This is a genomic window from Pseudomonas sp. B21-048, assembly GCF_024748615.1.
In the GTDB taxonomy this organism is placed as follows: Bacteria; Pseudomonadota; Gammaproteobacteria; order Pseudomonadales; family Pseudomonadaceae; genus Aquipseudomonas.
This window is the reverse complement of sequence record NZ_CP087168.1, coordinates 1,336,584-1,360,279: the sequence shown is the minus strand read 5'-3', so window position 1 is coordinate 1,360,279 and position 23,696 is coordinate 1,336,584. Positions and strand designations below refer to the sequence as shown.

The 23,696-nt window shown below is 59.5% G+C and carries 24 protein-coding genes; 11 read left to right on the top strand and 13 right to left on the bottom strand.

Annotated features, from left to right (window positions below; genetic code table 11):
- Positions 1-25 precede the first annotated feature (25 nt).
- From LOY56_RS06190 to dapA, 3 genes are read right to left on the bottom strand one after another with little or no spacing between them, the layout of a single operon-like run.
- On the bottom strand, positions 26-784 hold the full coding sequence (locus tag LOY56_RS06190) for an MBL fold metallo-hydrolase (protein ID WP_258620528.1): 759 nt from the start codon (positions 782-784) through the stop codon (positions 26-28).
- 4 nt (positions 785-788) lie between these two features.
- Complete coding sequence (gene bamC, locus LOY56_RS06185; RefSeq protein ID WP_258620527.1) at positions 789-1,904, bottom strand: outer membrane protein assembly factor BamC; 1,116 nt, start codon at positions 1,902-1,904, stop codon at positions 789-791.
- Positions 1,905-1,921: 17 nt separating this feature from the next.
- Positions 1,922-2,800, bottom strand: a complete 879-nt coding sequence (dapA, locus tag LOY56_RS06180; protein ID WP_217856605.1) for a 4-hydroxy-tetrahydrodipicolinate synthase — start codon at positions 2,798-2,800, stop codon at positions 1,922-1,924.
- Between the two features lie 325 nt (positions 2,801-3,125).
- Here dapA and LOY56_RS06175 point away from each other — a divergent pair, with 325 nt between their 5' ends.
- Both LOY56_RS06175 and LOY56_RS06170 read left to right on the top strand, forming a co-directional pair.
- A complete protein-coding gene (locus LOY56_RS06175; RefSeq protein WP_123721943.1) occupies positions 3,126-3,686 on the top strand; it encodes a glycine cleavage system protein R in 561 nt (186 codons plus the stop codon).
- 10 nt (positions 3,687-3,696) lie between these two features.
- Positions 3,697-4,170, top strand: a complete 474-nt coding sequence (locus LOY56_RS06170) for a peroxiredoxin (protein ID WP_258620526.1) — start codon at positions 3,697-3,699, stop codon at positions 4,168-4,170.
- 142 nt (positions 4,171-4,312) lie between these two features.
- Here LOY56_RS06170 and LOY56_RS06165 read toward each other — a convergent pair whose 3' ends face one another.
- Positions 4,313-5,383 carry an AI-2E family transporter gene (locus tag LOY56_RS06165; protein WP_258620525.1) on the bottom strand — a complete coding sequence of 357 codons (1,071 nt, stop codon included), beginning with the start codon at positions 5,381-5,383 and terminating at the stop codon, positions 4,313-4,315.
- 31 nt (positions 5,384-5,414) lie between these two features.
- Complete coding sequence (locus LOY56_RS06160; RefSeq protein ID WP_007898654.1) at positions 5,415-5,654, bottom strand: sulfurtransferase TusA family protein; 240 nt, start codon at positions 5,652-5,654, stop codon at positions 5,415-5,417.
- A 98-nt stretch (positions 5,655-5,752) separates the two neighbouring features.
- On the opposite strand from LOY56_RS06160, the gene LOY56_RS06155 reads away from it, so the two are divergent.
- Positions 5,753-7,186 (top strand): M48 family metalloprotease, encoded by a 1,434-nt coding sequence (locus tag LOY56_RS06155; protein WP_258620524.1) that lies wholly within the window; start codon positions 5,753-5,755, stop codon positions 7,184-7,186.
- 84 nt (positions 7,187-7,270) lie between these two features.
- On the opposite strand, the gene LOY56_RS06150 is transcribed toward LOY56_RS06155, so the two are convergent.
- From LOY56_RS06150 to rpoE, 4 genes are all read right to left on the bottom strand, one after another.
- A complete protein-coding gene (locus LOY56_RS06150) occupies positions 7,271-8,698 on the bottom strand; it encodes a DegQ family serine endoprotease (RefSeq protein ID WP_258620523.1) in 1,428 nt (475 codons plus the stop codon).
- A 245-nt stretch (positions 8,699-8,943) separates the two neighbouring features.
- Entirely contained in the window at positions 8,944-9,906 is a 963-nt protein-coding gene (locus LOY56_RS06145; RefSeq protein ID WP_258620522.1) for a MucB/RseB C-terminal domain-containing protein, read from the bottom strand.
- An 8-nt stretch (positions 9,907-9,914) separates the two neighbouring features.
- Positions 9,915-10,502: a sigma-E factor negative regulatory protein gene (locus LOY56_RS06140; protein WP_237884183.1), complete on the bottom strand. Its 588-nt coding sequence runs from the start codon at positions 10,500-10,502 to the stop codon at positions 9,915-9,917.
- Between the two features lie 30 nt (positions 10,503-10,532).
- Positions 10,533-11,114: an RNA polymerase sigma factor RpoE gene (gene rpoE, locus LOY56_RS06135; RefSeq protein WP_003172477.1), complete on the bottom strand. Its 582-nt coding sequence runs from the start codon at positions 11,112-11,114 to the stop codon at positions 10,533-10,535.
- A 560-nt stretch (positions 11,115-11,674) separates the two neighbouring features.
- Between rpoE and nadB the strand changes: the two genes are divergently transcribed.
- A complete protein-coding gene (gene nadB, locus LOY56_RS06130) occupies positions 11,675-13,291 on the top strand; it encodes an L-aspartate oxidase (RefSeq protein WP_258620521.1) in 1,617 nt (538 codons plus the stop codon).
- Here the strand turns inward: nadB and LOY56_RS06125 are convergent.
- The gene (locus LOY56_RS06125; protein ID WP_258620519.1) at positions 13,260-13,712 is read right to left on the bottom strand and encodes a protein YgfX; all 453 of its coding nucleotides are present in this window, start codon (positions 13,710-13,712) and stop codon (positions 13,260-13,262) included. The genes nadB and LOY56_RS06125 overlap by 32 nt on opposite strands.
- On the bottom strand, positions 13,696-13,950 hold the full coding sequence (locus tag LOY56_RS06120) for a succinate dehydrogenase assembly factor 2 (protein WP_030132661.1): 255 nt from the start codon (positions 13,948-13,950) through the stop codon (positions 13,696-13,698). The genes LOY56_RS06125 and LOY56_RS06120 overlap by 17 nt, the downstream gene beginning before the upstream one ends.
- A 148-nt stretch (positions 13,951-14,098) precedes the next feature.
- Here LOY56_RS06120 and LOY56_RS06115 point away from each other — a divergent pair, with 148 nt between their 5' ends.
- Positions 14,099-15,040: a folate-binding protein YgfZ gene (locus LOY56_RS06115; protein WP_258620517.1), complete on the top strand. Its 942-nt coding sequence runs from the start codon at positions 14,099-14,101 to the stop codon at positions 15,038-15,040.
- 35 nt (positions 15,041-15,075) lie between these two features.
- A complete protein-coding gene (locus LOY56_RS06110; protein WP_258620516.1) occupies positions 15,076-15,897 on the top strand; it encodes an HDOD domain-containing protein in 822 nt (273 codons plus the stop codon).
- 100 nt (positions 15,898-15,997) lie between these two features.
- On the opposite strand, the gene LOY56_RS06105 is transcribed toward LOY56_RS06110, so the two are convergent.
- Entirely contained in the window at positions 15,998-17,386 is a 1,389-nt protein-coding gene (locus tag LOY56_RS06105; RefSeq protein ID WP_258620515.1) for a sensor histidine kinase, read from the bottom strand.
- Positions 17,379-18,050, bottom strand: coding sequence for a response regulator (locus LOY56_RS06100; protein WP_258620514.1), 672 nt, complete (start codon positions 18,048-18,050; stop codon positions 17,379-17,381). The genes LOY56_RS06105 and LOY56_RS06100 overlap by 8 nt, the downstream gene beginning before the upstream one ends.
- A 234-nt stretch (positions 18,051-18,284) precedes the next feature.
- Between LOY56_RS06100 and LOY56_RS06095 the strand changes: the two genes are divergently transcribed.
- The 5 genes from LOY56_RS06095 to LOY56_RS06075 are packed head-to-tail and all read left to right on the top strand — an operon-like array spanning position 18,285 to position 23,660.
- A complete protein-coding gene (locus LOY56_RS06095; RefSeq protein WP_258620513.1) occupies positions 18,285-19,577 on the top strand; it encodes an OprD family porin in 1,293 nt (430 codons plus the stop codon).
- Between the two features lie 39 nt (positions 19,578-19,616).
- A complete protein-coding gene (locus tag LOY56_RS06090; RefSeq protein WP_258620512.1) occupies positions 19,617-20,594 on the top strand; it encodes a tripartite tricarboxylate transporter substrate binding protein in 978 nt (325 codons plus the stop codon).
- 58 nt (positions 20,595-20,652) lie between these two features.
- Complete coding sequence (locus LOY56_RS06085; RefSeq protein WP_258620511.1) at positions 20,653-21,111, top strand: tripartite tricarboxylate transporter TctB family protein; 459 nt, start codon at positions 20,653-20,655, stop codon at positions 21,109-21,111.
- Between the two features lies 1 nt (position 21,112).
- The gene (locus LOY56_RS06080) at positions 21,113-22,627 is read left to right on the top strand and encodes a tripartite tricarboxylate transporter permease (protein ID WP_030132668.1); all 1,515 of its coding nucleotides are present in this window, start codon (positions 21,113-21,115) and stop codon (positions 22,625-22,627) included.
- Positions 22,620-23,660, top strand: a complete 1,041-nt coding sequence (locus LOY56_RS06075; RefSeq protein WP_258620510.1) for an AbrB family transcriptional regulator — start codon at positions 22,620-22,622, stop codon at positions 23,658-23,660. Before LOY56_RS06080 ends, LOY56_RS06075 begins: the two co-directional genes overlap by 8 nt.
- Positions 23,661-23,696: the final 36 nt, after the last annotated feature.

The window sequence follows — 23,696 nt, the reverse complement described above, 5'->3', positions numbered from 1 at the left end:
GGGCTCCGCTTGCTAAGTAGGTGGGCTAGGCGATGTATCGCCAGTCGAGCCCTGAATCTTGATCGGCCAGTTGCAGCCAGTCCGGGTCGCACCCGAGGGTGTCGACAAAACATTGCCGGGCCAGCTGCGGCAGGTTGTTCTTGCTGCTCAGATGGGCCAGGACCAGGTGTTGCAGGCCTTGCCAGCCCAACTCGGCCACCAGGAATGCCGCCTGATGGTTGTTCAAATGTCCCAATTCACCGCCCACCCGCTGCTTGAGAAAGTACGGGTAGTGACCGCGAGCCAGCCTGTCACGGCAATGGTTGGACTCGATCATCAATGCATCGAGGTCCCGGTAGCCGTCCAGCACCGTGTTGCAATACGAGCCCAGGTCGGTCAACAGGCCGAAACGCCGCTGACCGTCACTAAAGACATACTGTGTCGGTTCCTGTGCATCATGCGCCACGGCAATGACACTGATGCTCAGGTTACCGATTTGCAGTTGCTCGCCGCCAGCCACAAAGCCTGCGGGTTCAATCGGTTTGCGCATCCCGCGCAGGGTCCCGCGACTGAGGTAGACAGGCAGATTGTAACGCCGAGACAGCAAACCCACGCCATGCACATGGTCGGCATGTTCGTGGGTCACGAGTATCGCGCTCAACTGCGAAGGGTTCACACCCAGTCGCAGCAGACGTTTTTCGGTTTCTCGCAAGGAGAAACCACAATCCACCAATACATACGTGTCATCGCTGGCTATCAGCGTGCCGTTCCCTTGGCTACCGCTGCCGAGAACGGCAAAACGCATGTGATCAGCCCAGGTTGTCCTGAATCACGCTCAACACTTTACGCGCCACGTCTGCTGGCGCCACGGTGTTGATGTTTTTCTCGACGGTGACTTGGACGTTTTCGCCCACCTTGCTCAGGCGAACCTGATAACGCTCGGCGCGTGCGTCAATTTCTTCCTTGCTCGGCGCGCTGCCGAACAGGCTGCCAAAGAAGCCTGGCTTCTCGTCTTTCCTCTCGGCCTTTTCGGCGAGGTTGATGTAGTACAGGCCCAGGCTGCGGTTGATGTCTTCAACGCGCCATTCGCCCTGTTCCAACGCACGACCGACGCTCGACCAGGCACGATCCAGATCAGTACCGACGTTGAGCACCGGGTTGCCGCTGCCATCTTCGGTCAGGCTGACACGGCTTGGCGTATCGAAATCGCGCGAAGCCAGCATGGAGACCGAACCGCCCTTCTCCGAAGTGCGGCTCATGCTCGCGAGCATGTCGTCGACCAGTGCCGCGTCCAGGCCGGTGTTGACCGAACGATTGGTGAAATCGACATTGGCGGTGCTGCCGGCAGGACGTTCGGCGCTGACCACGTAGACTTCACTGGTGTTGCGCTGCACGCCCGGCTCGATACGCACCCGCACGCGGGTTTCGCTGTCGGCGCCGACACCGGCCGCGCTCAGGCGCTTGGCCATGGCTGCGGACAGTTCGTCGGAATGCTGCCAAGTGGTGGTGAATTCGCCGGTTTGCGGGCGTTGCTCGTCCAGACGGAAACCGTTGTCCTGGAAGAACTGCACGGCCACGGGCCAGACTTCGGCCGGTGAGTTCTGAGCCAGGATCGAACGCGAGTCGCCGCTTTTCTGCAGGGAGTAGGGACTGGCGTCAGCCGCTGCCGACAGCGGCTGCGGACGAGGCACGATGTATTCGCCTTTGGCAGTGTCGTCGGCCACGTTGCGCGGGATCGGCAACAGCGGATCCAGACGCTTGGCGGTGCTGACGTCCGGTGGCAGTTGCATCGGTGCAGTCTGTTGCGCTTCCAGGTAGTCGCTACCACGGTCACGGAAATAACCTTCCGGGCCCCAGATCCATCCGCAGCCACTGGTGCTGGAGATAATCAAGGCAAGTGCGGAAAGTCCGGCCATTCGCTTCATGCGTAGTACTTCCTCAATTAAACCAGGACGCCGGACTGGCGCATGGCCTGCCGCAGCGGTTCGTGACAGGCAGCGCTGAGCCAGGTGAGCGGCAGACGAATACCGTCCGGCATCAAGCCCATTTCATGCAGTGCCCATTTCACGGGGATAGGGTTGGATTCGATAAACAGGGTTTTATTGAGCGGCATCAGCTTTTCGTGGATCGCCCGGGCTTTGACAGCATCGCCGGCCATGGCCGCGGCGCACAGGTCGCTCATGGCGCGCGGTGCGACGTTGGCGGTCACCGAAATATTGCCCTTGCCGCCGAGCAGCATCAGCTCGACTGCGGTCGCGTCGTCTCCGGAATAAACCAGGAAGTCGCTGCTCACGCCGGCCAGGATGTCCTTGGCGCGCTGCAGGTCGCCCGTGGCTTCCTTGATGCCGATGATGTTCTTCACGGTCGACAGGCGAATCACCGTCTCGGCCTGCATGTCGCAAGCGGTACGGCCCGGCACGTTGTAGAGAATCTGCGGGATGTCGACGGCTTCGGCGATTGCCTTGAAGTGCTGGTACAGGCCTTCTTGCGTCGGCTTGTTGTAATAAGGGGTTACCAGCAGGCACGCGTCGGCGCCGGCGTTCTTCGCGTTGGTCGTCAACTCGATCGCTTCGCGCGTCGAATTGGCGCCCGTACCGGCGATCACCGGAATACGCCCTGCAACCTGAGCAACCACGCGACGAATCACTTCAATGTGCTCGTTCACGTCAAGCGTGGCCGACTCACCTGTAGTGCCGACCGCCACGATGGCGTTGGTGCCCTCTTGCAGGTGGAAGTCCACCAGTTTGCTCAGGCTGTCCCAGTCGAGACGACCCTGTGCATCCATGGGTGTGACCAGTGCCACCATACTGCCCGCAATCATGCAACCGCTCCTGCCGGAAAAAGAGAGCGGTAATGGTACTGGCGCCAAGATGCTTGTACAAGCGAAGTACTGCGCTACTGCCATTCCCCTTGGCGCTGCTTTTCGCTACCCTTCAGACTTTGATCGGTACTGATAAGCTCGTACGCCGTGTTCCAGCCTCCATTTTCGGCATCACAAGCCCCGATCCAGCGTTGCCACCCCTCGCTCTCGCCACTCTGGAGCACGTTGCAACCTTCGGCCGGGTTTTCTGAATTCGCATCCGCAGGCTCGTCCCGGTAAAAAAGCGCATAAAAGTATCGACCGCTCATCGCTTTAGGAATGCTGCATGTCCACCCCCACAGTTCGCGAACAATTCCTTGTCATCAGTGCCCTCGGCGCCAACCCCATGGAGCTGACTAACGTCCTGTGCCGCGCCAGCCATGAAAACCGCTGCGCCGTGGTCACTTCTCGGCTGACGCGCCATGGCGAATGCAGTGCGTTGATCCTTGAAATCTCGGGCAGCTGGGACGCCCTGGCGCGCCTCGAAGGCAGCCTCCCAGTGATGGCCAAACGGCACGCCTTCACCGTTAACGTGGTCCGCAGCGCTGCCCTGGAGAACCGTCCGCAAGCCCTGCCGTACGTTGCCTACGTCAGCTCAGCCTACCGCCCGGACATCATCAACGAGCTGTGCCAGTTCTTCATGGATCACAACGTCGAGCTGGAGAACCTGACCTGCGACACCTATCAGGCCCCGCAGACCGGCGGCACCATGCTTAACGCTACGTTCACCGTGACCTTGCCGGCCGGCACCCAGATCAGCTGGTTGCGTGACCAGTTCCTGGATTTCGCCGACGCCATGAACCTGGACGCACTGATTGAACCGTGGCGCCCACAAAACCCAATGTAAGGAAGCTTTCATGGCCGTAACCATCGACCAACCGGTTGCCGACTTCGAAGCACCCGCCACCAGCGGGCAATCCGTCAGCCTCGCGGGCCTCAAAGGCAAGCAAGTGGTGATTTACTTCTATCCGAAGGACAGCACGCCGGGCTGCACCACTCAGGGTCAGGGTTTTCGTGATCAGCTTGACGCCTTTAAAGCCGCCAATACCGAAGTCTTCGGCGTGTCTCGCGACAGCCTGAAATCCCACGAAAACTTCAAGGCCAAGCAGGCGTTCACCTTCGAGCTGATCAGCGACAAGGAAGAAGCGCTGTGCCAGCTGTTCGACGTGATCAAACTGAAAAAGCTCTACGGCAAGGAATATATGGGCGTTGATCGCAGCACATTCCTGATCGACAAGGATGGTGTGCTGCGTCAGGAATGGCGCGGTGTGAAAGTGCCGGGGCATGTGGATGCGGTTTTGGCTGCTGCTCAGGCGCTGAACAAGGCCTGATTATTTGGGCGTCTGTTCGGACGCCTTCGCGGGCAAGTCGGATCGCCGCACCGCTCGCTCCTACAGGATTTGCGCAATCCCTGTGGGACCGAGCCTGCTCGGGCTGAGGCCATTCGCCTCACTGAAAAGTCCAGCCTGACAATTAAAGCAGTGGCGCCACAATCGGCTCTTTGCGCGGCCAGGCATCCAGTACAGCCTTGAACAGCGTCGCCAGGGGAATCGCAAAGAACACGCCCCAGAAGCCCCACAACCCGCCAAACAACAGCACTGCGCAAATGATCGCCACCGGGTGCAGGTTGACTGCTTCCGAGAACAGCAGCGGCACCAGCACGTTGCCGTCCAGCGTCTGGATGATCCCGTAGACCGTCATCAAATAGATGAACTGATCGCTCCAGCCCCACTGGAACAGCGCAATCAGCAGCACTGGCACGGTCACCACCACCGCCCCGACGTAAGGCACCACCACCGAGCCCCCCACCAGCAACGCCAGCAGCGCCGAGTAGTTGAGCCCCAGCGCCACGAACGCGATGTAAGTCACGCCACCGCAAATGAAGATTTCGATGACCTTGCCGCGAATGTAATTGGCGATCTGCCGGTTCATTTCCTGGGCGACCCGGGTGATCAGCGCACGCTCGCGCGGCAGATAACCGCGCACCCACTGGCCGATCATCTCCCGGTCCTTGAGAAAAAAGAACACCAGGATTGGCACCAGCACCAGGTAAATCATGATGTTCACCAGCAATGGCAGGCTCGACAGCGAGAATGTCAGTGCCCACTGACCGAACTTGCCGATCTCGCCCCGTGCCACTTCGATCGCCTGCAGCACTTGCTCATCCGATACCAGGTGCGGATAGCGCTCGGGCAACAGCAACAGCAGCGACTGCCACTTGGCGAGCATGCCGGGCAATTCGTTGAACAGCGTGATCAGTTGATGCCAGAGCAGTGGCACCACGATGATGATAAAGACCAGCAACAACCCCATGAATAACGCGAAAACCAGCCCCACCGCCACGCCACCAGGCACACGCAGGCGCTCGAGGGTCACTACCAGCCCCTGCATCAGATACGCCAGCACCATACCGGCCAGTACTGGCGCGAGCATTCCACCCAGGGTGAGTACTGCGGTAAAAGCCAGAAACAGCAGCACCGCCAGCACCACGGCCTCTTCATCCGAGAAGTAGCGCTGAATCCAGTCGCGTAACACCTTGAACATCAATAATCCTTAGAAACCAACGCAGCAGGCTTCAGGCTTTTTTCAACCAATAGCGATAAACGCCCGCCTCATCTTCTTCACGAAGCAGCGTATGACCAGCCAATCGGGCAAAGGTGCGAAAGTCGCGCTGGGATCCCGCATCGGTGGCGATCACCTTGAGTACCGCGCCGCTGGCCAGTCGGTTGAGTTCCAGTTTGGCCTTGAGCAAGGGCAATGGACAATTCAGACCGCTGGCGTCCAGTTCGGCGTCGTGGGTTACAGCGTCAGTCATCGAATCACTCCGGGGCAAGGGGTTAAGCCGCTTAGAATATCTGGTCCCAAGCGTAGTGTCCGGCTACAGTAAGGTCTTTGTCGATTAAGGCTTTGTGCATGACTTTTTTGCGCCCTACCCTGCTGACGCTCGCTTGCCTGCTCGCCTCACCGGGCTTCGCCGACGACTTGCCGTCACTCGGTGACGCCAGTTCTGCCATCGTCTCGCCGCAACAGGAACACCAACTGGGCCGTGCGTGGCTGGCGTTGCTGCGCAGCCAGGTGTCGCAGCTCAACGATCCGCAGCTCAAGGACTATGTCGAATCCAGCGTCTACCGGCTGGTGGAGACCAGCCAGGTCAATGACCGGCGCCTGGAGTTCATCCTGATCAACAGCCCCCAGCTCAACGCTTTTGCCGCACCGGGCGGGATCGTCGGCATCAACGGTGGCTTGTTCCTCAATGCCCAGACCGAGGGCGAATATGCCTCGGTACTGGCTCACGAACTGGCTCACTTGTCGCAGCGTCACTTCGCCCGCGGTGTCGAAGCGTCGCAACGCATGCAAGTGCCTATGATGGCTGCGCTGCTGGCTGGTATCGTGATTGCCGCGGCCGGTGCCGGTGATGCCGGGATCGCGGCCATTGCCGGCACTCAAGCGGCGGCAATTCAGGAACAACGACGCTTCTCGCGCCAGAACGAACAGGAAGCCGACCGTATCGGCATCATGAATCTGGAAAAGGCCGGTTACGATCCGCGCTCGATGCCGACCATGTTCGAACGGCTGATGCGCCAGTACCGCTTCGACGCCAAGCCACCAGAATTCCTGCTGACTCACCCGGTAACCGAATCGCGGATCGCCGACACCCGCAACCGCGCCGAACAGTCCAAGCCGGGTGGCATCGAAGACAGCATGCGTTACCAGCTGATTCGGGCGCGCGTGCAGCTGATCTATGAAGAAACCCCAGGCCTGGGCGCCAAGCGCTTCCGGGCCCAACTCGACGAAAACCCGAAAAATGACGTTGCTCGCTATGGCCTCGCGATCGCGCAGATCAAGGGGGGCCAGCTGCATGAAGCTCGCGAGAACCTCAAGCTGCTGCTGGCCAAATCGCCGAACGAGATCATCTACAACCTGGCGCAGGTCGATCTGGACATCACTAATAATCGTCTGCCCGATGCTCAATCACGGGTCGATCGGATGCTCACTCAATACCCCGGCAACTACCCGCTGAATCAGGTGCGTGTCGACCTGCTGCTCAAGCAGAATCGAGCAGCCGATGCGGAGAAAGCGCTGGAAAATCTACTCAGGAGCCGCCCCGATGATCCGGACGTCTGGTACATGGTGGCCGAGACGCGCGGTCTGTCGGGCAACATCATCGGCCTGCATCAGGCTCGCGCGGAGTACTTTGCGCTGGTCGGCGACTATCGCCAGGCGATCCAGCAACTGGACTTCGCCAAGCGCAAGGCTGGGAGCAATTTCCCGCTGTCATCACGAATTGACGCTCGGCAACGTGAGCTGATGGAGCAGGAACGGATGGTCAAGGACATGATGGGCTGACTGCATCGGAAACAAAAAACTCAAAATCCAGATACAAAAAAACCGCCTCTTTCGGGGCGGTTTTTTATTCAGCCGACAATCGGTTTATTCAGCCAGTTTGAAGGTGATGAAGCTGGCGCGACCTTGACGCAGAACCCGCATCGACACCGAGCGGTTCTTCGGCAGCGCCTTGGCAATGTCCGTGAATTCCTTGGCGGAGCCGATCGCCTGATTGTTCAGGTGAGTGATCACATCGCCCGGCTGCAAGCCGATCAGGGCAGCAGGACCGTCCTGGACTTCCTTGATCACCACACCACCTTTGAGGTCGAGGGTTTTCTTCTGCTCTTCGGTCAACTCGGCCACCGAAACACCCAGGCGATTGCTACTGCGCTCGACGCTGGATTTAGGCAGGGCTTCCAACTCTTTGCCTTCTTCGGGAATAGCGCCGACGGTCAGCTCGACGTTCTTGCGCTTGCCTTCGCGGATCACTTCAAGATCGGCTTTCGAGCCAGCCTTCAGCGCGCCCACCAAATGCGGCAGATCAGCGGACATGACGATCGGTTGACCGTTCATGCTGAGGATCACATCGCCCACTTGCAGGCCACCCTTGGCAGCCGGACCGTCATCCTGGATCTGAGCCACCAGTGCACCGGCCGGCTTCTCGAGACCGAACGACTCGGCCAGATCCTTGCTCACTTCCTGGATCACTACGCCTAACCAGCCACGGCTGACTCTGCCACCGCTTTTCAGCTGGTTGGAAACGTCCATCGCCACATCGATAGGGATGGCAAACGACACGCCCATGAAGCCGCCGGAGCGGGTGTAGATCTGCGAGTTGATGCCAACCACTTCACCGGCCAGGTTGAACAGCGGGCCACCGGAGTTGCCCGGGTTGATCGGCACGTCGGTCTGGATGAACGGCACATAGTTTTCGTTTGGCAGGCTACGGCCGATGGCGCTGACAATACCTTGGGTCACCGTGTGATCAAAACCGAACGGCGAACCGATGGCCACGACCCACTGACCGGCTTTCAGGTCCTGCGACTTGCCAAGCTTCAGGACTGGCAGGTCCTTGCCTTCGATTTTCAGCAAAGCGACGTCGGAGCGCGGATCGGTACCGATCAGCTTGGCCTTCAACTCACTGCGATCGGCGAGGCGCACAAGAATCTCGTCGGCATCGGCAATGACATGGTTATTGGTCAGGATGTAGCCGTCAGGCGAGATGATGAAACCCGACCCCAGGGATTGAGCCTCTCGCTGGCGATCGCGAGGGGACCGTGGCTGCTGCGGCATGCCCCGCTCGAAGAACTCGCGCAGCATTGGCGGCAAGCCTTCAAGGTCAGGCATTTGCTCGCTGGACACCTTGCGGTCCGGCAGCTTCTGGGTAGTACTGATGTTCACCACCGCGGGGGAGGCTTGCTCGACCAACTGCGTGAAGTCAGGCAACTCGACCGCTTGCACAGCGACCGCCTGACCGAGCACCAGCACGGTGGCAAAAATGGAGAGATAAGACTTCAAGCGTGGTATCGACATACGGCTCCCGTTACGACGAGCATGGTTAAGCGATATGGAGCAAGGAACACCGGAAACGATACGCCGGTATTTTTGTTCCGGGAACAACAAACAAGGCCAGAGCCGAGGGGCTCTGACCTATAAAAAATTTTCGGGATATTTGCAAATGAAAATGCTCGGCAAAACATTTCGAGGCGCCAACCGCGGGATAGCCATAGTAGAGCTCCAGCACTCCAGACCCCGATTGGTGAGCATGGCTGATCAGTTCACTGCTTGCTGGTAGCCGCCGCATCGTTGCGCATGGACAGCGCAATCCGTTCGGCGGTGCCAATCGGTATTTCACCGACCACGGTCACCATCATCTCCCCTTGCGGTGTAGTCAATCGCCGGGAGACAGCAACGGTTGGCCCCAGTTGGGTGCGCGTATCAGTGAGTGTTGCGCCATTCAACGGCTCAAGGAACACCGAGAATCGGGCCAGACCGTCGTCGAACATCAGACTGTTGACCTGGGCTTTGGTCTCCGGGTCCTTGTGAGAGGTACTGCTGATCAGCTCGAAACCTGGCGGTAACCAGTCCGAATGCCAGACCTGCGCAATTTTGACGGCGGAAGCGTTGTCACTGTCGAGGGTAATGGTTTTGCAATCAGAACCTGCCTGCAAATCACTGTCGGAAGGCACCTCGGCTGTGTCCAGCCGGGTGAACTGGAACCGCTCCAGCAGTTGCCCTTTGTCATTGAGCAACAATGACTTCAACGGCAAACCGGTTTCCTTGTCCAGATGCAGTTCAAAACCGTAACGATGCTGATCACGAGGCGTCAACGACACGATCACCGCCGAACGCCCCGCCACACGCGACTTGCCAATGACGGCAAGGTCGTACCAATTTTTTAGCTTTTGTGGATCGAGTGCACGAGCGGTGGAGTTGGGTGAGTCCCCCAGCCCTGCTATCAGGCTGCCACTAACGCATTGAGTATGCCCATCAATGCGCATGACTTCCTGTGCCGAGCCGTCGAGCTGGAGTAAACGCTCGCGGACCTTGCCATCCTGGACGCGATGCCAGATGTTATGGGTAGAGAAACTACCGTTACGCTCGTAGACGAAAGTACCGTGAAAGCTCTGCGTTTGCTCGGCCTGTCCCAAACGCTTCAGCCAGTCCTGAGCTTCATCGGCGTGGGCTGGAACAACAAACCAGCCACTGAGCAGAAGCGCAAGTAGAGGTATGGCGCGCATGATCCTCCTTAACGGTTTTCCAGGCTTGCTGCACGAGCATAAGGCAGAGCGCTTTCAGTACCTTTCAATGCAGCCTGTTGAGCATGTTGACGCAAGTAACCTGGCAAACGCTGATCGTGCCAGCCTGGCTGACCTTGCAATACGCCGTTGGCCATAGGGCCAGTGGCTTGCGAACTCTCATTGTAGCCTGCCAATACAGCAGGGCCCTTGACCTGAGGAGCGGTCAGACCCGGTTGACTGGATTGCTGGGCCAGTTCGACACCGGCGATCTCGTCCTGGTTGTACAGACGAACACCCGCCAGCACGGCAACGGTCACCGAAGCAGCGACTGCCAGACGACCCAGGCTGCGCCATGGACCGCGGGAGGCTTTTGCCGGTACGGCTTCGTCAGCCAGCGCAGCAGAGACTGCCGCTGCGATATCCAGGCGAGGAAGCAGCAGGTCCTTGTGCATCACCGCCCGAGCGATCTGGTAACGAGCCCAGGTTTCGCGAGTTTCAACATCGTCGAAGGCATTCAATACCCGACGCAATTCCAGTTCGTCCGCTTCGTTATCCATCACTGCGGACAGCGATTCCTGCAGGGCTTCACGACTCATGGCGTTCCTCTCTTGGCTGTCGCCGCTGTCTCAGTTTTCCTGCAACAATGGCTGCAGGGCTTTATCGATGGCCTCCCGAGCGCGGAAAATCCGGGAGCGCACGGTACCCACCGGACACTGCATGACGCTGGCAATGTCCTCGTAACTCAGACCATCGAATTCACGTAAAGTTAAAGCCGTACGCAAATCTTCTGGCAGTTGCTGAATGGTTCGATGGACGGTACCTTCGATCTCATCCCGCAGCAATGCACGTTCTGGCGACTCGAGATCCTTGAGGCCATGATCGCCATCGTAGAACTCTGCATCCTCGGAACTGACATCGCTATCCGGCGGCCGGCGGCCGCGCGAAACCAGATAGTTTTTCGCCGTGTTGATGGCGATGCGGTAAAGCCACGTATAAAACGCGCTGTCTCCGCGAAAATTACCAAGTGCACGGTATGCCTTGATAAAAGCTTCCTGTGCGACATCCTGGGCTTCATGGGTGTCGTGCACGAAACGCACGATCAACCCGAGAATTTTGTGCTGGTATTTCAGCACTAGCAGATCGAAAGCTCGCTTGTCGCCGCGTTGAACGCGCTCGACCAGCTGCTGATCCTCTTCCTGGGTTAGCATGAACACTCCTCGATAAGCTCGAAGGAGGCTTGCATCACTGAACGACCAGACTTGCAAACATAGACTCGGGCTTTTCGCAAAAGTTCTCCCCCCCTCCAAGCAAGTTTCCTGCGGGCTCTGATTTGGCACGCACGAAAAGCGCAGTGCGGAATAACCCGGCTGCGCGAATAATCTTGTCATCGGATTCGCCAGCTAAGGACCCAACCGCAAGTCCCGCACCGAAGCCGACACTGTCCCTTGTTTCAGGCAACCGTCTATTGATCTTGAGCCTTTGGCAAAAGTTCCATATTTATAGCTGCCTGCAACCGCCATTGTGCAACTGTGAAGAGAAAAAGACTGTTAAATCCGCGATACAGTCGTGTAATCGCCGAAGCGCTCAAAAAAACTTCCGACGAAGCGTTCAGCCCTTTCCGTCACAGTAGTTTCACAATGCCATATAAGCCCGGCTATTGTGCCGCTCCCCCCCTCTATATACTAGTGGGCTGTGTGGCTGTCTTGACTCGCCGATCCAGCTGTCTTGCGCCAACCCCGTCCCGGGTCGCTTTGAGCGGAATCCTGAAATGAGCCAACAGTTTCAACACGATGTTCTGGTAATTGGCAGCGGTGCTGCCGGCTTGAGCCTTGCGCTGACCTTGCCCGGTCATTTGCGCATCGCCGTATTGAGCAAAGGCGATCTGGCCAATGGCTCGACCTTCTGGGCCCAAGGCGGTGTCGCCGCCGTCCTGGATGACACCGATACGGTCGAATCCCACGTCGATGACACCCTCAATGCTGGCGGCGGCCTGTGTCATGAAGACGCCGTGCGCTTTACCGTCGAGCACAGCAAAGAGTCGATTCAATGGCTGATCGACCAAGGCGTGCCCTTTACCCGCGATGAACAGTCCGGCACCGAAGACGGTGGTTTCGAGTTTCACCTGACCCGCGAAGGCGGTCACAGCCATCGGCGCATCATTCATGCCGCCGATGCGACGGGCGCGGCAATCTTCAGAACCCTGCTCGATCAGGCCAGGCAGCGTCCCAACATTGAACTGCTGGAGCAGCGGGTCGCGGTCGACCTGATCACCGAAAAGCGCCTGGGCCTTGAAGGCAACCGTTGCCTCGGCGCCTATGTGCTCAACCGCGGCACCGGAGAAGTCGACACCTACGGCGCGCGTTTCGTGATCCTTGCATCGGGCGGCGCGGCAAAAGTCTACCTCTATACCAGCAACCCCGACGGTGCTTGCGGTGATGGCATCGCCATGGCCTGGCGTTCGGGCTGCCGGGTAGCGAACCTGGAATTCAACCAGTTCCACCCCACTTGCCTTTATCACCCGCAAGCCAAGAGCTTCCTGATCACCGAAGCCCTGCGCGGTGAAGGCGGCCACCTGAAACTGCCCAATGGCGAACGCTTCATGCCGCGCTTCGATCCTCGCGCCGAATTGGCCCCACGGGACATCGTCGCCCGCGCCATCGACCATGAGATGAAGCGCTTGGGCATCGACTGCGTTTACCTCGATATCAGCCACAAGCCTGAAGATTTCATCAAGACGCACTTCCCGACGGTCTATGAACGCTGCCTGGAATTCTCCATCGACATCACCAAACAACCGATCCCGGTAGTGCCAGCGGCACACTACACCTGTGGTGGCGTGATGGTCGATCAGCGGGGACGCACCGATGTGCCAGGCCTGTATGCGATTGGTGAAACCAGCTTCACCGGCTTGCATGGCGCCAACCGCATGGCCAGTAACTCGCTGTTGGAATGTTTCGTTTACGCCCGTTCGGCGGCGGCGGACATTCTTGAGGAGTTGCCAGAGGTGTCGATTCCGACCGCCCTGCCCGTTTGGGATGCGAGCCAGGTTACCGATTCCGACGAAGACGTGATTATTGCGCACAACTGGGACGAATTGCGGCGATTCATGTGGGATTACGTCGGCATCGTGCGCACTAACAAACGTTTGCAACGGGCTCAACACCGGGTGCAACTGTTGCTTGACGAAATCGACGAGTTCTACAGCAACTACAAGGTCAGTCGAGACTTGATCGAGTTGCGCAACCTAGCGCAAGTGGCCGAGTTGATGATCCGGTCAGCCATGGAGCGCAAGGAAAGTCGCGGCCTGCATTACACCCTCGACTACCCGAACATGCTGCCGGTTGCCCTGGACACTATTCTGGTGCCGCCCACCTACGCCGACTGAACTTGAGCCGAACCCGCAGGCGTCGGTGCACATCCGCCGCCTGCGAATCGCGCGGCACACAGATCGACCTGACCCGCCGCTCATCGCGCAGACGAAACCGCAGTACCACAATCAATGGCAACGCCAGACTGTCTGGCCGTAGCTGCACGGGCTGCCAACCCACCGCCTGATTCCACAACTGCCAGCCATCGGCATCGCGACGCAAGCCGCGAAACGCCCGCGGGTGTGTCAGCAAAATCTGTCGCGGTAATGCCCAAAGGCCATGAACCAGACAGCAAAAAGCGCCGAGCAAACTGGCCCAGACCGGTATGGAAAGAAAAAACAGCGAACCCAGCGCGAATAGCTGAGCCAAAAGATACGCCGCCAGCAACTGCCGCGAGGCATGCCAGCGGCATTCGAACGCGTTACTTGGGCTGGACACGATCCAGGATCATGCGAACCATGCGCTGAAGCTCCGGATCTTCGGATTCATTGCGTTCCATGAACCAGCCGAACATGTCCTGATCCTCACACGTCAGCAGACGGACGTACAGATCACGATCCACCTGGTTGAGGTGCGGATAAACCTCTTTCACAAACGGCACCAGCAACACGTCAAGCTCAAGCATGCCGCGGCGGCTGTGCCAGTAGAGGCGATTCAGTTCAACTTGTTCGACCATGGAACGCTCCTCAAATAGGCGGCAAGTATACAGCCCCGGGCCTGCTCGAACAGTCGGCTTTGGTCGCCCTCCACGAACCTTTGTGAACTACCCATTTCAAGGGCGCGCCCTTATGATGTCACTCGGACTCTTTACCCTGCGATGACCCATGGCCGATTCTGCTTTTTTCTGCACCCTTTCTCACGAAGGCGTTCTCGCGGTACGCGGCGCGGATGCCGGCAAATTCCTGCAAGGCCAATTGACTTGCAACCTCAATTACCTGAGCGAAACCCAGGCCAGCCTTGGCGCGCGCTGCACACAGAAAGGCCGGATGCAGTCGAGTTTTCGCATTCTGCTGGAAGGCGACGGTGTGCTCATGGCGATGGCCAGCGAACTGCTGGAGCCGCAACTGGCGGACCTGAAAAAGTACGCGGTGTTCTCCAAATCGAAACTGACCGATGAAAGTGCCAGCTGGGTTCGTTTCGGCCTTGAGCATAACGATGCGGCACTGGCCAGTTTAGGCCTGGAACTATCGGCAGAAACCGACCGCGTGGTACGCAATGACGGCCTGATCGCCCTTCGCGTTTCGCCTGACCGCGCCGAACTCTGGGTTCGCGCCGATCAAGCCGACACCATCAAGGGCAGGCTGTCCGCTCTGTTGGCTGAAGGTGATCTGAATCAATGGCTGCTGGGCCAGATCCGTGCCGGGATCGGTCAGGTCATGCCGAGCACCCGCGAGCTGTTCATCCCGCAGATGCTCAATCTGCAAGCCGTCGGTGGCGTGAGCTTCAAAAAGGGTTGCTATACCGGCCAGGAAATCGTCGCGCGCATGCAATACCTTGGCAAACTCAAGCGCCGTCTGTATCGCCTGCAACTGGAGGCCAGCGAATTACCGGAGCCCGGTACCCAACTGTTCTCCCCGACCCATGGCAGTTCGATTGGTGAAGTGGTGCTGGCCGCCCGCGCCGAGCACAACATTGAATTGCTGGCGGTGTTGCAAGCCGAAGCGGCAGAAGATGGCAACCTTCATCTCGGCGCACTCGAAGGTCCGGGCCTGCATCTGCTCGACCTGCCTTACCCACTGGATCGTGATCGCGAAATCCAGCGTTAACAGCAGCACTTGTCGCAATACCCTAGAGAAAAGAAATGAGCGAGCTGGCGGATAAGGTCCAACAGGATTTGGTTGAGGCCATCGATAACGATGACCTGGTTCTGCCAACGTTACCGGAAGTGGCCCTGCAGATTCGCAAGGCCGCCGAAGACCCGGAAATCAGTGTCAGCACACTGAGCAAAGTGATTGGCCGCGATACCGCGCTGTCGGCGCGACTGATCAAAGTGGTCAATAGCCCGCTGCTGCGCGCGACCCAGGAAGTGACTGATCTGCACACGGCCATCACGCGGCTGGGCGTCAATTACAGCAGCAATCTGGCCATTGGCCTGGTGATGGAACAGATCTTCAATGCCCGCTCCGAAGTGGTGGAACAGAAAATGCGCGAGGTCTGGCGCAAAAGTCTGGAAATCGCAGGCGTCAGTTACGCGTTGTGCCGCCGTTACACACAACTCAAGCCTGATCAGGCAGCCCTTGGTGGCCTGGTGCATCAGATTGGCGTACTGCCGATCCTGACTTACGCTGAAGATCACTACGAGTTGCTGTCTGACCCTGTCAGCCTCAACCATGTGATCGACCAGATTCATCCGTTGCTCGGCGATAAATTGCTCAGGGTCTGGGAGTTTCCGGAAATGCTGGTGCAATTGCCGGGGCTGTATCTGGACTTCAAGCGGCAATCGGAGCGGGTCGATTATGTCGATCTGGTGCAAGTGGCCAGTCTGTACTGCCATAAGGACACCCATCATTCACTGGCCCGTATCGATCCCGTCAGCGTGCCGGCTTTCAAGAAGCTGGGGATCGATCTGGATAACGAGGCGACGTGCAAGGAACTGGAAGAGTCGCGGTCGATGTTTTACTAAGAGCTTCGCGGGCAAGTCGGATCGCCGCACCGCTCGCTCCTACAGTTTCGACGCTCTGTAGGAGCGAGGCTTGCCCGCGAAGAGGCCGGAACAAACACCATTACTCTCCCGCGATAAAACTCACCCGCACCTTCAGCCCCGCCTGCTCGCCATCGTGCAGGCTGATCTGCGCCAGGTGGGCGCGGCAGATTTCGCCGACGATGGCCAATCCCAACCCAGACCCGGCCACCTGCTCGTTACGCCGATAAAAGCGCTCGAACACCCGCTCCCGTTCTTCAAGGGGAATCCCCGGGCCATCGTCCTCGACCTCCAGCACCGCCGGCGCCGTGACCCGCAGGATGACATTGCCGCCCGGCGGCGTGTGGGCCAGCGCATTGTCCACCAGATTGCTCAACAGTTCGTTCAACAGCGTCGGCTCGCCACGCAGCCACACCGGCTCGTCCGCTTCCAGCGCCAGCGCCACGCCACGTGCGTGGGCCAGCGGCGCCATGGCCATGCCCAGTTCACGGGCCAACTGACTGAGGTCGAGCAACTGCGCACCGCCCTCGGCGATTGCCCGGGCGCCATTCTCGACCCGTGCCAGAGAGAGCAATTGATTGGCCAGATGGGTCAGGCGATCCGTGCTCTGGGCGGCGGTTTCCAGGGTGCTGTGCCAGGTTTCGGGCTCGCTGGACCGCAATCCCAGTTCGAGTCGAGCCTTGAGCGCCGCCAACGGGGTACGCAATTCGTGAGCGGCATCGGCGATGAACTGCGCCTGGCGCTCGAACTGCCCGCGCAAACGCTCGGTAAAGTGATTGAGCGCACGCACCAGCGGCCCCAATTCGTGCTGCACTTCCACCAGCGGCAAGGGCCGCAAGTCATCGGACTGACGTTCTTCCACCGCCGTGCGCAAGCGCTCCAACGGGCGCAGCGCCGCACTGACCGCAAACCATACCAACAGCAGCGCACCGATCGCCAGCATGCCCAGACGCAATAACGTGTCGGCCATCAGGCTGCGAGCCATGCGAACCCGCGCCTCATCGGTTTCCGCCACGCGGATTTCGGCCATGCCGTTCATGTTTGGCTCGCTGACTGCTTTGAGCAGGCTGACCACTCGCACGTTCTGCCCTTGATAAGTGGCGTTATAGAAACGCGCCAGCGCCGGATAATCATCGGTGCGCGGCGTTCCCGGTGGCGGTGGCGGCAGGTTTTCGTAGCCCGAAATCAGCTGCTGATTGATGTCATTGACCAGGTAAAAAATTCGTCCGGCACTGTCGTAGGCAAACGTATCGAGGGCCACATAAGGCACGTCGGCGCTGAGGCTGCCATCGCGCTGGGACAGGCCGGCGGCAATGGTCCGGGCCGAGGCCAGCAAGGTTCGGTCATACGCGGTGTCGGCGACTTCGCGACCGTTCCAGTACGCGCTCAAACCACTGGCGACCATCAATACCACCAGCAGCAACGCGAGGTTGCACAGCAACCGCCAACGCAGGCTGCTGAGCTTATACATCGCGGCTTTCCAGCAGATAGCCAAGGCCGCGGAAGGTCACGATAGCCACCGGCTGCCCGTCGAGTTTCTTGCGCAAGCGGTGAACGTAGATTTCGATGGCATCAGGACTCGCCTCCTCGTCCAGGCCGAAAACCTGGGCGGCCAGTTGCTCCTTGCTCATCACTCGACCGGGACGGGCGATCAGGGCTTCGAGCACCGCCTGTTCGCGGGAGGTCAGGGTCAGCAATTCTTCGCCAAGAGTGAAGCGCCGGGTGTCCAGGTCATAGGCCAGCACACCACAACGCTGCTGACGTTCACCACCGAGCACACTGCGACGCAGCAAGGCTTTGACCCGGGCTTCGAGCTCTGTCAGCTCGAAGGGTTTGGCCAGGTAATCGTCAGCCCCAAGATTCAGGCCATGGACCCGATCCTTGACGTCGCTGCGGGCAGTCAGCATCAGCACCGGCAGGTTCTTGCCCCGGGCCCGCAGGCGCGCCAGCACTTCGAAGCCATCCATGCGCGGCAGGCCGACGTCGAGGATCGCCACGGCGTATTCCTCGCTGCTCAAGGCCAGGTCGGCCGCTACACCGTCGTGCAACACATCCACGGTCAGCCCGGTGCTCTTGAGCGCCTGAGCGACACTTTCGGCAAGCTGCAGATGGTCTTCAACGAGCAGAACACGCATGGATCTTTACCTCATTCAGGGATGGTCGACGCCATTCTTTGGCGCGGAGTTTACAGCCGCATCCGTCGCTGTGAAGCCCGAAAACCGTGAAAGTCAGCTGAAAGGTTAGCGAAAGGTTGGCCAGTTAGAGTCCAGCCACGGACAGTTTCGACTGCCGTTGCTAGTGCCCATAGCAGTACGAGAAACGCCTCGAAGCGTTTTCGCCAATAAGAACAATAAACGGAGTACATCACCATGCTGTCCATGCAGCTTCAGGCTCGCCCGCCTGCTCGTTTTTCCCGCCTCAGCCACACCGCCCTTGCCAGTGCCGCCGCCCTCGCCGGCTTTTCGCCGTTGAGCCAGGCTGCCTTCTTCGAAGACAGTACGGCAACCTTCGAAACCCGCAACATGTATTTCAACCGCGACTTTCGCGACGGTACCAGCGCCCAGCAATCGAAGCGGGACGAATGGGCTCAGGGGTTCATGCTCAATCTGCAATCGGGTTACACCGACGGCACCGTGGGGTTCGGTGTCGATGCGCTGGGCATGCTGGGGGTGAAACTCGATTCGAGTCCGGACCGCACCGGCACCGGTCTGTTGCCGACCCATGACGACGGTCGCGCGGCGGATGAATATTCCAAGCTCGGCCTGACCGGCAAAGTGAAAATCTGGGCCACGGAATTGAAAATCGGCAGCCTGATTCCGGAATTGCCAATCCTCAAACCCAATGACGGGCGTATTCTGCCGCAGACCTTTGAAGGCGGCCTGTTGACCTCCAAAGAGATCAAGAACCTGACCTTCACCGGCGGGCGTCTGGAGAAAGCCAAGGACCGCGACAGCACCGATTTCGAGGACATCGCCCTCAACAACAAGAACAGCCGCTTCGCCGGCACCGTGGCCGGCAAGCACTTTGATTTTGGCGGCGTGGACTATAAGTTCACCGACAAGATCACCGGCAGCTACCACTTCGCCCAACTCGATGAAGTCTATAACCAGCACTTTCTTGGCGTGGTCGCCTCGCAGCCGTTCGGCCCCGGCACGTTCGGCACCGACGTGCGATTGGCCATCAGTGATGACGAGGGCGCAGCACGTGGCGGCCCAATCGACAACAATTCCCTCAACGGCCTGGCGAGCTATGCCTTGAGCGGGCATAAATTCAGCGCCGGTTATCAACACATGTCCGGCGACAGTGCCTTCCCCTATGTCGATGGCAGCGACCCGTACCTGGTCAACTTCGTACAGATCAATGACTTTGCCGGTGCCGAAGAACACTCCTGGCAGGCACGTTACGACTATGACTTCGCCAAACTCGGCATTCCCGGCCTGAGTTTCATGAGCCGTTACGTGAGCGGTGACAACATCAAGCTCAAGAACGGTGATGAAGGCAAAGAGTGGGAACGCAACACCGAGATCAAATACGTCGTACAAAGCGGCACCCTGAAAGACGTCGCTGTACGCCTGCGCAATGCCACCTACCGTTCCAACTACTCCGCTCGCGATGCCGATGAAGTGCGTCTGCTGGTGAGCTATAGCGTTGCCCTTTGGTAATTCAGTACATCCATAACAAAAACTCTTAAGGAGACTTGAATGAACCTATCACTGCGTAAAATTGCTCTGGCTACCGGCATCATGCTGTTCGCCGGCCAATTGCTGGCCGAACCCAAACGCCCGGAATGCATCGCCCCGGCCTCGCCGGGCGGCGGTTTCGACCTCACCTGCAAACTGGCGCAAAGCGCGCTGGTCAACGAAAAGCTGCTGACCAAACCAATGCGCGTGACCTATATGCCCGGTGGTGTCGGCGCGGTGGCGTACAACGCGGTGGTCGCCCAGCGCCCGGCCGATGCTGGCACGCTGGTGGCATGGTCCAGCGGTTCGCTGCTGAACCTGGCCCAAGGCAAGTTCGGTCGTTTCGATGAAAACGCCGTCCGCTGGTTGGCCGCTGTTGGCACAAGCTATGGCGCCATCGCGGTCAAAAGCGATTCGCCTTACAAGACCCTGGACGATCTGATCAAAGCCTTGAAGAAAGATCCGAGCGCCGTGGTGATCGGTTCCAGCGGCACCGTCGGCAGCCAGGACTGGATGCAGACCGCGCTGATCGCCAAAGCGGCCGGGATCAACCCACGCGACCTGCGCTACGTCGCCCTCGAAGGCGGCGGTGAAATCGCCACAGCCCTGCTCGGCGGCCACATCCAGGTCGGCAGCACCGACATCTCCGACTCCATGCCACACATCCTGAGCGGCGACATGCGTCTGCTGGCGGTGTTCTCCGAGAAGCGTCTGGACGAGCCGGAAATGAAAGACATTCCGACTGCTAAAGAGCAAGGCTACGACATCGTCTGGCCCGTGGTTCGCGGTTTCTACCTCGGGCCAAAAGTCAGCGACGAAGACTACGCCTGGTGGAAAGACGCCTTCGACAAACTGCTGGCCTCCGAGGATTTCGCCAAGCTGCGCGATCAGCGCGAACTGTTCCCGTTCGCCATGACCGGCCCGGAGCTGGACACCTACGTGAAGAAGCAGGTCGCGGACTACAAAGTGCTGGCCAAAGAGTTCGGCCTGATCCAGTGATCGCCTCTGTCTAGCAGACACGACCCCGGTTCTCGGGGTCGTGGCCCAGGAGTTCCTTATGCTCATACAACGCATTTTCGCTTCGGTGCTGTTGCTGGCCTGTATCGGCCTGGCGCTGATGGCGTGGCCGTATCAGGCGGCTTTTTCCTACGAACCGGTCGGGCCTCGGGCCTTCCCTCTGCTGATGCTTGGACTGATGGGCCTGGCGTTGCTGTACATGGTGTTTCGACCGGCGCCGATCGTGCACAGCGACGATGACCCGAAACTGGACCGCGAAACCCTGATCAAAATCGGCATCTGCGTGCTGCTGTTGCTGGTGTTCGCCGGGACCTTCGAACCCCTTGGTTTCATCGTCGCCAGCATTCTGATCGGTGTCCCGATGGCACGCCTGTATGGCGGCCGCTGGCTGCCCAGCGCGGTGATCATCAGCCTGATGGCTATCGGTCTTTATCTGCTGTTCGACAAGTTGATGGACGTGCCACTGCCGCTGGGCGTGCTCGACGCTCTGGAGAACTGATATGGATACTCTTGGCTATTTGGGTCAGGGCTTTGGCGTTGCGCTGAGCCCGTACAATCTCGTGACCGCGCTGTGCGGCACTCTGATCGGCACCGTCGTAGGGCTGTTGCCGGGTCTGGGCCCGATCAACGGCGTGGCGTTGCTGATTCCGATCGCGTTCGCCCTCGGCCTGCCACCGGAGTCGGCGTTGATCCTGCTGGCGGCGGTATATCTGGGTTGCGAATACGGCGGCCGGATCAGCTCGATCCTGCTGAACATTCCAGGTGAAGCCTCCACCGTAATGACCACCCTCGACGGTTACCCGATGGCCCGCAAAGGCTTGGCTGGTGTAGCGCTGTCGCTGTCGGCATGGAGCTCGTTCATCGGTGCATTCATCGCGACGTGCGGCATGGTGCTGTTCGCCCCGCTGCTGGCGAAATGGGCGATTGCCTTCGGGCCGGCGGAGTATTTCGTGCTGATGGTGTTTGCGATTGTCTGTCTCGGCGGCATGGCCGGCGATCGACCGCTCAAGACCTTCATCGCGGCGCTGATCGGTCTGTTTCTGTCGAGCGTCGGGATCGATGCCAACAGCGGCGTTTACCGCTTCACTGGGGACAACATTCACCTGACGGACGGCATTCAGTTCGTCGTGTTGGTATTGGGTCTGTTCTCCATCAGCGAAATCCTCCTGCTGCTGGAAAAAACCCACCGAGGCCAGGAAGCGGTGAAAGCCACCGGGCGCATGATGTTCAACTTCAAGGAAGCTTCAGCGGTGTTCGTGGTGAACATCCGGTGCGGTTTGCTGGGCTTCATTATGGGCGTGTTGCCGGGTGCAGGCGCGACATTGGCCAGTGCTGTGGCCTACATGACCGAAAAACGTATCGCCGGCGCCAAGGGCACATTCGGACAAGGCGACATGCGTGGCCTCGCGGCGCCGGAAACCGCCATCGGTGGCGCCGCCTGCGGTGCACTGGTGCCGATGCTGACTCTCGGCGTTCCGGGTTCGGGTACCACGGCGGTGATGATTGGCGCACTGTCGCTGTACAACATCACCCCGGGCCCGCTGTTGTTCCAGCAGCAACCGGACATCGTCTGGGGCCTGATCGCGTCGTTGTTCGTCGCCAACGTGATGCTGGTGATCCTCAACATTCCGATGATCCGCATCTTTACCCGCATCCTCGCCGTGCCGAACTGGGCGCTGGTGCCGGTGATCGCGATCATCACCGGGATCGGTGTCTACGCGGTGCATGCCACCACGTTCGACCTGTTCCTGATGATCGGCATCGGTATCTTCGGCTACATCCTGCGCAAGCTGGATTTCCCGTTGTCGCCAGTGCTGCTGGGCTTCATCCTCGGCGGCCTGATGGAACAGAACCTGCGTCGCGCGTTGTCGATTTCCAACGGTGCGCTGGAAATCCTCTGGTCGAGCCCGATCACGTTCGGTTGCTGGGTACTGACTGCAATCATGTTGCTGATGCCGCTGCTGCGTATCTGGCGCAAACGTTCGGTCGCCCGGCGCGCGCTCGCCGATGTCTGATCGCCCGCCCTTCAAAAGCTGGTGGGGAACACCGCTGGTCGGTCTGCTGGGCGGTTACCTCGCCAGCCAGATCGGCTGGCCGCTACCGTGGATGGTCGGCTCGTTGCTGGCGATCATCCTGGTGCGCTGTCTGACTCCCTGGCAATTGGCGGAAATCCCTGGCGGGCGCAAGTGCGGCCAGTGGATCGTCGGTATCGGCATCGGCCTGCACTTCACCCCGGTGGTGATGGAGCAGGTGCTGAGCCACTTCGGTCTGATTTTCTTCGGTGCGCTGGTTACCAGCCTGTCCGCCGTGGTCGGGGTCTGGTTGATGCGGCGCACCGGGGAAGATCGCGCCACCGCATTCTTTTCCAGCATGCCCGGCGGCTCCGGGGAGATGGTCAACCTCGGCGCGCGCAACGGCGCGGTGCTCAGCCGTGTCGCGGCGGGGCAGAGTTTGCGGGTGCTCGTAGTGGTGCTGTGTGTGCCGGCGGCGTTCAAGTATCTGTTGGGCGACGGTGCGACGGTCTTGCATCCAACGACCGTCAATTGGTGGTGGCTGGCCATTCTGTTTCCAGCGGGCGCCCTTGCCGCCTGGATCTGGGAGCGGCTGCGACAACCCAATCCCTGGCTGTTCGGACCGTTGCTGGTGAGTGCTACGGTGAGCATTGCTTGGGACCTGCACATCGGTCTGCCCAACGGCGGCAGTCAGATTGGCCAGTGGCTGATTGGCAGCGGGTTGGGGTGTCACTTCAATCGGCAGTTCTTCCGACGGGCACCGTCGTTCATGGGCCGAACCCTGCTCGGCACGGCGTTGACCATGTTAATCGCAACGTTGGCGGCATTGGGGTTGAGTGCGCTGACCCATCTGGATCTGCGTTCGCTGACGCTGGGCATGATGCCCGGCGGGATCGCCGAGATGAGCCTGACGGCGGAGACACTGCAATTGTCGGTGCCGCTGGTAACGGCGATGCAGGTGATGCGGTTGTTGTTTGTGTTGTTTCTGGCGGAGCCGTTGTTTCGGTATTGGAACCGGGAGCCGGATTCTCCCTGATAGACCGGGTCGCCCCCATCGCGAGCAGGCTCGTTC